Annotated in this window: 13 protein-coding genes and 1 tRNA gene; 1 reads left to right on the plus strand and 13 read right to left on the minus strand. The window is 62.6% G+C overall.

All coding sequences use genetic code 11. The features are described 5' to 3' along the window. The first annotated feature begins 101 nt into the window (after positions 1 to 101). Positions 102 to 177 (plus strand) — tRNA-Ala (locus tag LPT13_RS11205). 125 nt (positions 178 to 302) lie between these two features. Here LPT13_RS11205 and LPT13_RS11210 read toward each other — a convergent pair. The 13 genes from LPT13_RS11210 to LPT13_RS11270 form a co-directional block, all read right to left on the minus strand. Continuing rightward, positions 303 to 1,157 (minus strand): N-acetylmuramoyl-L-alanine amidase, encoded by an 855-nt coding sequence (locus LPT13_RS11210; RefSeq protein ID WP_242166481.1) that lies wholly within the window; start codon positions 1,155 to 1,157, stop codon positions 303 to 305. Positions 1,158 to 1,166: 9 nt separating this feature from the next. Continuing rightward, on the minus strand, positions 1,167 to 1,442 hold the full coding sequence (locus LPT13_RS11215; RefSeq protein WP_242166482.1) for a hypothetical protein: 276 nt from the start codon (positions 1,440 to 1,442) through the stop codon (positions 1,167 to 1,169). After that, on the minus strand, positions 1,420 to 1,857 hold the full coding sequence (locus LPT13_RS11220; protein WP_242166484.1) for a phage holin family protein: 438 nt from the start codon (positions 1,855 to 1,857) through the stop codon (positions 1,420 to 1,422). Before LPT13_RS11220 ends, LPT13_RS11215 begins: the two co-directional genes overlap by 23 nt. Position 1,858: 1 nt before the next feature. Then, complete coding sequence (locus tag LPT13_RS11225; RefSeq protein WP_160345509.1) at positions 1,859 to 2,158, minus strand: hypothetical protein; 300 nt, start codon at positions 2,156 to 2,158, stop codon at positions 1,859 to 1,861. A gap of 87 nt (positions 2,159 to 2,245) precedes the next feature. Further along, on the minus strand, positions 2,246 to 3,307 hold the full coding sequence (locus tag LPT13_RS11230) for an RNA-directed DNA polymerase (protein WP_242166486.1): 1,062 nt from the start codon (positions 3,305 to 3,307) through the stop codon (positions 2,246 to 2,248). Positions 3,308 to 3,740: 433 nt separating this feature from the next. Further along, a complete protein-coding gene (locus LPT13_RS11235; RefSeq protein WP_242166487.1) occupies positions 3,741 to 4,076 on the minus strand; it encodes a hypothetical protein in 336 nt (111 codons plus the stop codon). Positions 4,077 to 4,139: 63 nt separating this feature from the next. Continuing rightward, entirely contained in the window at positions 4,140 to 5,090 is a 951-nt protein-coding gene (locus LPT13_RS11240) for a DUF6273 domain-containing protein (protein ID WP_242166489.1), read from the minus strand. Positions 5,091 to 5,094: 4 nt separating this feature from the next. After that, the gene (locus LPT13_RS11245; RefSeq protein ID WP_242166491.1) at positions 5,095 to 5,781 is read right to left on the minus strand and encodes a hypothetical protein; all 687 of its coding nucleotides are present in this window, start codon (positions 5,779 to 5,781) and stop codon (positions 5,095 to 5,097) included. 11 nt (positions 5,782 to 5,792) lie between these two features. Then, entirely contained in the window at positions 5,793 to 6,959 is a 1,167-nt protein-coding gene (locus LPT13_RS11250) for a phage tail spike protein (protein ID WP_242166493.1), read from the minus strand. Beyond that, positions 6,959 to 7,597 carry a hypothetical protein gene (locus LPT13_RS11255; protein WP_242166495.1) on the minus strand — a complete coding sequence of 213 codons (639 nt, stop codon included), beginning with the start codon at positions 7,595 to 7,597 and terminating at the stop codon, positions 6,959 to 6,961. The genes LPT13_RS11250 and LPT13_RS11255 overlap by 1 nt, the downstream gene beginning before the upstream one ends. Then, positions 7,594 to 10,293: a phage tail tape measure protein gene (locus LPT13_RS11260; RefSeq protein WP_242166497.1), complete on the minus strand. Its 2,700-nt coding sequence runs from the start codon at positions 10,291 to 10,293 to the stop codon at positions 7,594 to 7,596. The genes LPT13_RS11255 and LPT13_RS11260 overlap by 4 nt, the downstream gene beginning before the upstream one ends. Positions 10,294 to 10,296: 3 nt before the next feature. Continuing rightward, entirely contained in the window at positions 10,297 to 10,962 is a 666-nt protein-coding gene (locus tag LPT13_RS11265) for a Gp15 family bacteriophage protein (RefSeq protein WP_160345525.1), read from the minus strand. Next, the gene (locus LPT13_RS11270) at positions 10,928 to 11,386 is read right to left on the minus strand and encodes a hypothetical protein (protein WP_242166499.1); all 459 of its coding nucleotides are present in this window, start codon (positions 11,384 to 11,386) and stop codon (positions 10,928 to 10,930) included. The genes LPT13_RS11265 and LPT13_RS11270 overlap by 35 nt, the downstream gene beginning before the upstream one ends. Positions 11,387 to 11,442: the final 56 nt, after the last annotated feature.

The following is an 11,442-nucleotide window of genomic DNA, read 5'->3' on the forward strand; positions in this document are numbered from 1 at the left end:
GTGAGCGGGCCGGGTGAGCGCCCGGCGACCGCGCGCAAACTTTTCCGAAAAAGTCCTTGCGCCCGCCGCTCCTTCTGTTAATATAGTCCTCGCACTTTTTCGGGGCATTAGCTCAGCTGGGAGAGCGCATGGCTGGCAGCCATGAGGTCAGGGGTTCGATCCCCCTATGCTCCACCATAGGAACATTAGCCGAACACCATGGCTCGGCTATTACGTGGCATGGCGCACGCTCGTCATAGTCGCAAGATACAAGAAGACCCCCTGATGCAGGGGGTCTTCCTCTTTCTGGTGTCTGGTGCAGCCTAGACCTTGAGCAAGTAGTCATCCGCAGCGGGTCCGCCTGTAGGCTTGCCGACCGCCACGTACCGCTTCTTGCCGGACGATGCGCCGGTGTAGCGTCCCCACACCCACCCATCGGCGATTTTGTACCAGTCATCCAGCACCACGGTCTGGCCCTTGGAGTAGCTGGCCACAACGTTGCCGCTGAGGCTCGGGGCATCGCGCACGTTCAGAGAGTTGACCTGGCAGCGGTACTTGCCGCCGAATCCCGTTCCGGTCTTCTCAGCCGAGGTTGATGCAGATGGGGCGGCAGGCTGAGCCGCAGGCTTCTGCGCGGGCTGAGAGGGCTTCGGATTGGTGGCCAAGATGCCGATGCCTGCGGCCTTCAAGATGGCATCAGCGATCTCGGTGGTTCGGGAATCGAAGATCGCGCGGTCCTCGGCGTTGGAGATAAAGCCGACCTCCGCGAGGCGGTAGTTGATTCCGCGATTGGCTGCGCGCTTCGGGTTGGCCAAGTCGGTGCGCTTCACGATGGTCTGCGAGCGCCCCGGCAGGATGGCGGCCAGCTTCGAGGCCAGCGCCTTGTCGAAGTCATCGGCATCGAACCCGCCATAGATGATGACGTGCGCGCCTCGCGCGCTCTCCGCCGCCGAATCGCGGTGAAGTTCCAGCAGCATGGCACCGCTCGGAAGGGTCAGGCTGTTGATGCCGCCGTCAGCGTACCAGTTGCGGGAGGTGTCCAGCACCTCCACGTCGGAGCCGCCGCGCTCCTTAATGATTCTCGCGAGGTAGCGGACGCGCTCCTCCTCGGTCTGCCCGCCGGCGCATGCGCCTGGGTCGCCAGCGCCGTGGCCGCAGATGATGTACAGCTTTGCCATATCGGCCTCCTATTCGTTCCAGTAGATCGACGGCAGCCCCCAGTCCACGTAGTACATGCCGTCGAACCAGTAGCTTCCGACCCCTGATTCGCGCGCCCACTCCTTCTCCTGTGGGGTGAGGAGGTCGCGGTCTCGCACTTGGTTGGCCAGCGCCATCACGTCGGGGGTCGGAGGCTTCGGATGCCATTGCGACGTGAGAACCAAGGCGGCGCCGATGCCCACGGTGAGCATGAGCGCCGCGATCGAGTAGAACAGGGCGCGCTTAACCCTCTGATCCCGTGGCATGGTCTTCCTCCACTTCCACGGTGAGGTCGGGCGCTGCCGGGTCGTGCGGTTTGATCGATTTGATGACCGGCAGGGCGGCAATATGCGGGTTGAGCGTGCACAGGTTCTCGCACACGCTTACGATCTCTGTGGCCACGATGAAGATGCACGCGCCCGAAACGGCGGGGAGTTCGGGGATGGTCACGCCAAGCCCGACGGCATCTGCCTCGAAGTTCATCCATACGGCGGCCACCTCGTAGATGAACGCCAGGGCGATCAGCCCGAAGAAGCCGGCCTTGTGCCAAAGCCCCTCGCGCATCTTGCCCGATTCAACGGTCTGGTTCTTTGCAGCCCCCGCGAAGCCTGTGACAATATCGAGAATCATCATCACAGAGGCCACGACGATAGGATGCCATTGGATGGCTAGCTCTTCCATGCTATTCCTCTTTCTGTTCGGGGGTTGCCGGTGCCTCGTCCGCAGGCTCCTCGGTGACGGTCACCACAGGCTCATCGTCCTCGGCCGTCATGGCTTCCAGTTCGTTGATGCGCTTGCGGCAGTCCTTCCGCAGCTTGATGGTGTGGACGATCTCCTGGCCGGCGTTGGCCAAGGCGCTGAGCAGTTCAGCAATGCCCTCCGCCGCGAAGATGTCCTCGATAGCCCGCAGAATCTGGTAGTCGGTCTGGTCGAGGATGTTCTTGTTGGCGTTGATCTCGCCCTCGATTTCCTGGCGCTTCACGTGGGTCCTCCTTTCTGTTCTTCGGATGGACCCACTTTATTGAGGGTGTCGCTTTACGCCGCCAGGGGCAGTTCTCTCACTTCGATTTCAGTGAGACCCCCCCCGGAAAGTGTTTACCGGGTGGAACAATTCGCGGTAGAGCGCGTCCATACTCTCCACGGTCTTCTGCGCGTCTATGTGCTTCATGCTGCCGCGCCACGATTGATAGGCGGCGTAGGCCTGCTCCTCCGTCATTGCCCCGCGCCCTACCAGCTTGGCCATGGCCTTCAACTTCCGGCGCATCTTCGTGATGGAGGAGCGGCATGGCTTCACGACCACCTTGCCGGTCTCGGAGTAGAAGAACCGCTTCTTGAGGAAGGTGAAGCCACGGGACAGCTTCACGATGCGCGTCTTCTTGGTGTTCAGCCTCATGCCCCTGGCGGCGCACAGCGCCTCGATGCAGCCCAGCACCGTCTGCAGGTGCTCCTTGCTCGTGTGGATGGCGTAGAGGTCATCCATGTAGCGGCCATAGGCCTCAACGCCGCAGCACTCGGTGACGAAGTGGTCGATCGGGTTGAGATAGGCCACCGCATGTATCTGGTTCGGCTCGTCTCCGAGGCCGAGGCCAACCTCCCCCTGCCGGTCTACGAAATGGGTGCCCAGCGCCTTGAGGCGCGGGTCATCGAACTGCTCAAGTATCTCCTTGGCATGCTCGTGGTCGATGCTCGCGAAGTATTTGGAGATGTCCACGAGCAGGATGTAGCCGTCGGTTCCGTGCTTTCGGAAGTGCCTGGCCATGTGGTGCTTCACGTGTTGGATGGCGTAGAGGGTGCCGCGCCCCTTCACGTTGGCGTAGTTGTTCGCGATGAGGGTGGGCACCACGGCGGGCACCAGTGCGTTTTGGCAATATGATTTCTTGATCACCCGCTCGTATATCTTCACGGCGGAGATTTCGCGGCGCACGCCCTGCTCGTATATAACGAAGTCGTTGGTCGGCCGGCAGAAGTCCACGCCGTTGAGGATGTCGGCGCGCGCCTTGGTAATGTTCCGCAGGATGTGCACGAGGTAGGTCTGTATGCTCGCCTTCCACTTTACGTTGCGGCCGCACTGCTTGGCGGCGATGTAGAGGGCGTTGGGGTCGGCTATGCGCTCAAGGGTGCAGTTCCTCACGCGCTCGGCTCGCTTCGCCGCGCGTTTCTCCTCGCGCCTCTTGCGCCTTGCCGCACGTCTTTCCTCGGAGTTCATGAGTGCGCCCCGCACGGCTCCCAATGGAGCGTTCTGCCAGCCGCTTGAAGGGTCGGCATGAAACGGCGCGGAACGTCCAACGCACCGCCATGCAAGCAGCGTCCGCCGCCCTCCGCGAGGCGCTTATTGACGGGGGTGACCCCGAAGGTTGCGCATCCCTTCCTCTTTGGCACAGCGTTCGCAAAGCTACTAGGACGGGCCGTAAGTGAATCAGGGCGCCACACCGATCGTGCCATACGAGCACGCAATGGTGGTGGCAGTGCCGTAGGCGGAGGCGTAGCACGCGGTGGTCGAGTGGAGGCCCGACACGCAGCGCAGCCACACGCTAGACGAACTTGCGACGCGCAACCTGCGGCCATTATAGCCGCACCCCGCTCTGCATGGCCACGAGGTCCCGTAGGCGCTGCGCTTCCGCCTCGGCAGCGGCCAACTTGCCCTCAGCGTCTTCCTTTCCGATCAGCTTCACGCCGTTCTTCGCGCCTTGCAGAAGGTCGATCTCCTCGTCAAGGAGTTCCAGCAGGCGGTTGAGCTCGTTGATGTTCACGCCTGCGCCTTTGCGCGGCTTCTGCTCGCCGTCTTCCGTTTCCGCAGGCTTCGCCGGCCCTTGGCGCACCTCGATCAGGCAAGCGATGATGTCATAGAGCGCGTTGGCGTCTCCCATGGCAAGGGCGAGGTGCTTCTTGCGCTCGATCACGCCCCAGGACGTATTGGGGTAGAACCGAGGCGGCCTCTGTAAAGTATAAGGTACGGCTGATTCTCAGCCTATGAGGAAGCAGGGCGCCACACCGATCGGGCCATTCGAGCACGCAATGCTGGTGGCATTGCCGGAGGCGTTGGCGGAGCACGCGAGGGTCGAGTGGAGGCCCGCCACGCAGCGCAGCCACACGTGAGACCTTGCTCCGTCGGGGGTGCGGAAGATGCGGTCACTTGGCGTCTCGAAGATGGGCAGCTTCGAGACCATGGCGCTGCCGTATCGGCTGCCCCAGTAGAAGCAGCCGTACATTTCGCCCTCGTCGGGAAGCCACAGGCGCCCGATGTTCTTCCACGACCACGTGGTGGAATCGGTCAGCTTCGAGGATGCGCTGTAGCGGTGCTCCATGAGGGCGATGCGCTCCTTCATCACGGCGCGCACCTCGGCGGGGAACTTGGGGAGCAGCGTGTTGGTGAGGTAGCGGTACACGTTGCTGGCGAGGTAGGGGTTAGGCTCCGCAGCCGTTCCGTTGTTGTCGTTGGTGGTGTTCCACTGGACGCTCTCAGGGAAGGCGAGGTTCGGAACCATGAGGAGGCTTGGGCCTTGCTCAGGGTCGCCGCAGTCGCGGTCGTAGTCGAACGCTCCAATTCTGTAGTTGTAGGTGTTGGATTCGACCTGCAGGGGCACGTAGTCGCGATGGCGGAGGCCTGCGTATGCCTTCTTTCCCACGCTGCCGCTGAGGTCAACGCGGTCGGCAAGGTACTCCCATGCGTTCGCGTAGCCGTTGGCGATCTCGTCCTCGAACAGCACCTCGATATTGCGGCCCTCGAACGTGTTGTTCGCCTGCTGGGTGTTCAGCAGGATGGGGCCGCCACGGAAGTCCTCGTCCACTTCCTCAAGCGCCAGAATCTTGCGCTCCTGCTCGTCAATGAGCGCCCGCGCCTGAGAGTCCACGATCTCTCGCTTCTCGCGAACGCCCTCGGCGTTGATGAATGACAAGCTGTTTACCTGTGCCATGTTACTACTCTCCAATCATTAGGGTGAAGGTTTCCTCGTCCATGCTGGCCGCCTTGAAGATGGCGGTCTCATCGTCTTCGTAGCCGGCCACGTCGAAGGACGCATACAGCACGTCCATGACCGCCCAGATGTCACCGCTCTCGCGGGTGAGGCGGTTGGTCAGCTGCCCGATGGCCTCCATCACGGAGTCCATATCGAAGCCTGCGGAGTGAATCGCGTCGATGATGGCCTGCGCCTCGCGCGCGAGCACCAGCGCCTGCGCGATGGTCTCGTCAATGTCCCGGCATGCGCTGAGCACCTTCCAGAGAACGTCCTCGGTGACTTCGGGCAGAAGCGTGTCGTACACGTCGCCGCTCTCGTTGATTAGGAAGGGGCGCTCCATCTTCTGGGTGACGATGCGCTGCTCGTCTCCGAGGTAGCCGATGATGGTGACAAAGAGCCGCCCTTGTGTGAGCAGCACGTTGGCCGGAATCTCGCACTGGCCGGATGTGACCTCGATGGGGTTGCTGCGCTCGCCGTCGGCGGCGTTGACGAAGATGGCCACGATGTCGGTCATGTAGTCCCATTCGTCATCCCATGCGACGCGCAGCACGTCGCCGCGCACGCAGTTCTGCACCCATCGGTCGTTGCGCGGGTAGGTTATCTTTCGGTCCACGATGCGCACGTCGTGGGTTCTTGCGTTTCTAGACATGCCCTTCCTTCCTATAGTCCGAGCATCTTCTCAAGCTGTGCCACCTTGGATGCTAGGGCTGCTGTCGCTTGGGATGACTGCTTCGCTGTGGAATTGCCGAAGTCCACGCTTGAGGCGTGCGGCTCGTTGATGTCGATGGTCTGCTTGATAATCTCAAGAGGCTCATCCAAGCCCACCAGGTGGTTGCGGCACGGGTACCAGTCCAGCAGGCTCAGCTCGTCGGGCGCCTTGTCGATGAGCGAGAGGTCGTAGACGCTCACGGCTGCGGAGTGGGGGAATCGGTTGTTCTCGGCGAGCCACGAGCGCGCGGCGCTCAGCAGGTTGGCTGGCTGGGTCACGTCATCCCAGGTCTGCGTTCCTTCGAGGATGCCGTACTTCGCAAGCGCATCGGCATCGTCGATGTATTGGCGCCCTCCGTTGACACTGGCCACCGTGATGCGGTCCTCGCTGTCTTCCAGCTTCGCCCCCAGCGGGTAGAGGCGCGTGATGACTTGGGTGGGGTCCTCGTCCATGGAGACGCTGGCCATGTTGCGCGCCACTTCCACGGGTGTCTCGCGGTCGCGCCCCAGCTTCTTGCTGTAGTCCAGATAGAGCAGGCCGTCTGCCTCGTTGCGGCGCACACGCATCTCCCCGCCGAACACGTCCACCAGCTTGCCGAACAGGGTCTCGCGCGTGGTATCGCGCTGCAGCCCCTTGTACACGCCGCCGGTGGTCTCGTAGGTCACGAGGTCAACGTTGCCGCGATAGACCCGCTTGTGCGGTTCCACGCGCTCGTTGTGGCGCGCGAGCACGTAGTCGATGAACTCTTGCAGGCCGGTGCGCCCGTTGCCTCCCGACCACTGGCGCTCCGCCAGGTACGGCTGGGCCGAATCGCATAGGTACGCCTCCACGCCCTCGCAGAGCACCGCCTTGGATATGAGGCCGTTGCCGTCCATGGAGCCTGGCGCCTTCACGACGCGCCCATCGAAGTCCAGGCGGCCGGTCTTGCCGTTGCGCACCTGGATGGTGGTGGTCATGCTATCAAGGAGCGCATAGCCCGGATTGTCCGGGTAGATCGTGAAGGCCATGCTGTCGATGGCGTTGCGCTCCTTCGAGATTTGAGCGCCGGCGATGCGCTCGTAGCGGTCGTGGATGTTGACCGATTCGCTGCCGTTGGTGATGGTGACCGTGTAGAGCATTACATGCGCTCCTCGAACCAGCGGATGAGCGCGGGGCCTCCGTCCACCTCGATCTCCACCATGCCCGCCTCAAGGCAGAGGCTCGTCACCTGCTCCTTGCGGACCGTGGCGCTCTCGCCTCCCACGGTAATCGTCGCCCAGTCGCGCAGCGGCTTGGCAGTCAGGCGCACGGCCCTGCCCTCGTTGATGACGTAGTTGGTGCCGACCTCAAGCGTGGCGGTGCTCTCATCGTCGGCAACCATGAAGGGGTACAGGTCGAAGGTGGCGGTCACCGTCGCGCGCACTCCGCTCTTGGCGTGCTCCCATTTGGTGGATGTGCAGCTGCCGTGGTTGTGAAACTCCTCGAACATGCTGTCGCGGATGTCCGTGTTGCAGATGCCGGAGAGCCATTCGATAAACTCGCGCACGCCCTCCATCAGCTCGCTGATGCCCTTGAAGTCCTTGGCGAAGGTGTACTCGATGGACTTCTCGCCGTAGAACGGCTCGCCGTATACGCCGGTGTAGTCGAGCGAGCCGTTCGCGTAGGGCACGGTCACCTTGGTGGTGCGCAGCTGCGGCGGTGTCTCAACTCTGTCGATGAGCCGCCACCCGAAGTCATCCAGGGAGTGATAGCCCGCTACGCTGATGCCGTGGTTCATATCGCCAGTCCTCTCCTCGCGTTGTTGTATCTGCTGCCGTTGATCTGGTCGAGGTACGGCGCAAGCGCCTCGCCCAGGGTCTTGCCGTCGATCTTGAGCACCGTCTGGCCGAAGCCTGCCGCCATGAGGGCGGCGACGATGGCGGAGGCGAACTCCTCAGGAGACGGGAACGCCATGTTCTCGGAGACCGCCTGCGCAAACGGGAGCATATGCTTGCCGTCGCGCGGAACCACGAACTCGGTGCCCGCCTCGCCCACGCCGATGATGCTGGCGCCGTTGAACATGCCGCCCGTCGCATACCACTCGATCGAGAGCGAGGGAATGGAACCCTTGAGGAGGTCCCCGATCTGCCAGCCCGCCGGCGAGATGGCGAAGTGCGGAAGGTTGATGTGCGGCAGCTGGATGTGGAAGTTCGAGAAGAACCCCTTGATGGTGTCGATGATGCCACCCACTGTGTTCTTCGCCGTCTCGATGGGGTTGGTGATGGCTTCCCTCACGCTGTTGAAGATGCCCAGCACGGTGCCGACTAGGCTGTTGAAGGTGCTGGTGATGTTGTTCCAGATTCCATTGACCACCCCGCCGATGTTTGAGCTGATGGCGTTCCAAATGCTGCTGGCCACGCTGAACACGCTGTTCCAGATGGAGGCCCATACGTTGTAGATGCCCGTGAGCACGCTGCTGATGATCGAGGTGAGCGCGTTGAACACGTTGGCCCCAGCTTGCAGGATGCCGTTCACGATGCTCTCGAATATCTGCTTGATGCCGCTCCATACCGCACCCCAGTCGCCGCTGATGATGCCGGTGACCACTTGGATGATGCCCTGGATTACGCCCATGACCGTGTTCACGGTGTTGCTGATGTTGTCCCAGATGGCCGTGAACACCGAGGAGATAAGCCCCCACGCGCCATCCCACGCAGCTTGGATGACGGGCATGACCGCGCCGATGATTGTCTGGATGACCTGCATGCCGGCCTGCACGATGGGGGCAATCTGCTCCCAGGCGCTCGTCACGTTTGCCACGATGGCATCCCAGAGGCCGGCGAACAGCGTCTGGAACTCTTGGAACTTGCTCACCAGCGGGGTGATGACGTTGGCCATCACCCAGTCGGCCAGGGGCTGGACCGCGGCCTTCACGGCATCCCACACGCCGATCCAGAAGTTGCGGAACTCCTCGGAGGTGTTCCAGAGGTACAGGAACGCCGCCACGAGCGCGCCGATGAGCGTGATGACGATGCCGATGGGGTTCAGCTTCATGGTGCCGTTGAGCAGCTTGGTGGCATTGTCCACCAGAGCGGTGGCCGCTGCCCGCGCCTTCTCTGCCACGGTCACCGCGAGCGAGTAACCCTCGTACGCAAGGAGCGCGCCGCCTGCCGCAGCGAGCACGGGCACCATGCTCTGCACGGTGCTGGCCAGCTGCGAGAGCGGCGAGGCCGTCTCGCCGACCACGTTGCCGAACTCATCGAACTCCTGGGTGCCCGTGGTGAGCCACGCCATGAAGCCCTCGATGCCCGGCACCACCGTCCCGGTGATGAACTGCACGGCGCTGCGCAAGGGTTCCTGTAGCCCGTCGTAGATTTTGAGGCTCAGTTCCTCAAATGCCGAGTTCATAGCTGCCAGGTCTCCGCCAAGGTTGTCCGTCATCGTGGCGGCGGTCTCCTCAGCTGCGCCAGCGCATCCGTAGAGTTCGTCCCTGAATCCGACCATTTCGTCGGCTCCGGCATTGAGGAGGAGGTTAAGGCCCTTGATACTATCAGCCGTGAAGGTGCTCTGGAGGGCTGCTGCCTTCTCAGCGTCGCCCATGCCGTTGGTGGCCTCCTGCACGTCTGCAAGAATGTCCGTGAAGTCGCGGTAGTTGCCCTCCGCGTCCATGACCGCCACCGACTGCTCGCCGATGGCGATGGCGCCGTCCTCCATCTTCGCGGTCATATCGCGGAGCACGGCGTTGAGGGCGGTGCCCGCTTCCGAACCCTTCAAGCCCTGGTTGGCCATCATGCTGATGGCGGCCGAGGTGGTCTCCACGTCCATGCCGGCCGCGTTCGCGTTTGCCGCACAGTTTTTGAAGGCCATGCCGAGGCCTTCGACTGTCGTGTTGGCATTGGCTTGCGCGTAGGCGAGAACATCGACCATGCGCGCGGTCTCGCTCGCCTCCATGTTGAAGGCGCTGAGGTAGTCGGTTACGAGGTCGGAGGCCGCCGCCAGTTCCATCTCGCCGGCCTGGGCCAGGGTGAGCACGGATCCGACGCCCGCGAGCATCTGCTCGGTGTCCCATCCTGCGAGCGCCATATAACCGAGTGCATCAGCCGCCTGCGATGCGCTGAACGTGGTGGACGCACCGAGTTCGCGAGCCTTCGCCTCAAGCGTGGCCAGATCGTCGCCGGTCGCGCCGGAGAGCGCGCTCACCTTGCTCATGGAGGTCTCGAAGGTCTGGCCGATCTCCACGACCTCGGAGCAGAAGTCCTTGACCGCGCCGGCAGTCACGGCGATGCCCGCAGTTGCGAGGTTGGCGAGGATTCCCTTGAGTACCGTGAAGCCGTCCCCCGACTTCTTGGCGGCGCTCTCGCCGTCCTTCACGCCCTGCCAGTTGAGGGAGCCGTCCGCCTTCTTGATGTCCTCAAGGCTGACGGTGATCTTCTTTGCGCCCGAAACGACGCCCTTCTCGTTCAGCTTTGCGTCGATAGTTACGGTGTTGGCCATGGATTACGCCCCTCTCTGGGCGGCGCGCTTGGCCGCTGCGAACATGTCGGCGGTCGTGTCGTTTGCGCTCAGTTCGGGATCGCGCCCCGATTGGAGGGCGAAATGCTTGCGGCGCGCCTCGAAGGCATCGCACAGGTCTCCGTTGTGCTTGTTGCGCTTCGGGGGTTTGGCCGTGCGGTAGTAGACCGCCTGCGCGAACGGCGTCTCGGCATCGGCTTCCAGCAGCATGCCTAGAAGCGAGCACATGTCGGCGTATGAGAGGGTGCCGGCCACGTCATCCCAATCGAGGCCGAAGCATTGGAGCAGCGAGGCGCGGATTCTCCCCGCGTCCTCTGTGAAGTCGAAGACCGCATCCTCATGCTCCGAGGCGTGGCGGCCGTCGCTCGATATGTCAAGCCCGAAGGCCTCCCACACGATGTCGATGAGGAGATCCCCAAGGCGCTCGCCTGCGATGGCCAGAGCGTCTTCGGGCTTGGGGAACAGCATGCGAATGAGGAGCGGCGCCTTCTGCTCGGGCGCAAGCTCCTCATCTTGGAACAGCTCTATGACCAGGATGCCGTTGCGTGCTGAATCGCATACGTCAACCCGATGGCCGCCCCATTCGTAGGAACTGACGAGGCGGCCGTTTTCGGCCTTAGTCTTCCGGGTCAGGCTCGGACTGCGCATCATCTACCTCCGCCAGGTAATGCGCAGCCTTCTCGTTGAGGGTGTCTTCCTTACGCTCCTGAACCGTCTGGAAGATAGCGTGGAACACTTTGCCCATGACGATGTTGCAGTCCACCTTGCTGATGGGGTAGCCAGCGCCGCAGGCTTCCACGATCGCGTCGTAGCCTTCCTCGCCGATGCCGGCCTTGACCGCCACCTCAAGAACGTCGGCCGTCTGCTTGTTCAGCTTGCGAAGCTGCGAGACGTTCTTGGACTGCTCGGCCTGGTCCCGCAGCTTTTGGAGCGCGGTCATCTTGCTGTGCGCCTTGTTGCATGCTTCTCCGATGTCGAGCAGGCCGTCCACCGTCACGTTGATGCGGGTCTCCACCACCGCGTTGCCGATCTCGATGGTTAGCGGTTCATAGGGTGCCTTGACTTTGAGTTCCATGGTTTACCTCTTTTCCTTTCGCGCAGTAAAAGGAAAGGCCGGGGAGGCTGCGCTTC

This window comes from Adlercreutzia faecimuris (genome assembly GCF_022669055.1).
GTDB lineage: Bacteria > Actinomycetota > Coriobacteriia > Coriobacteriales > Eggerthellaceae > Enterorhabdus > Enterorhabdus faecimuris.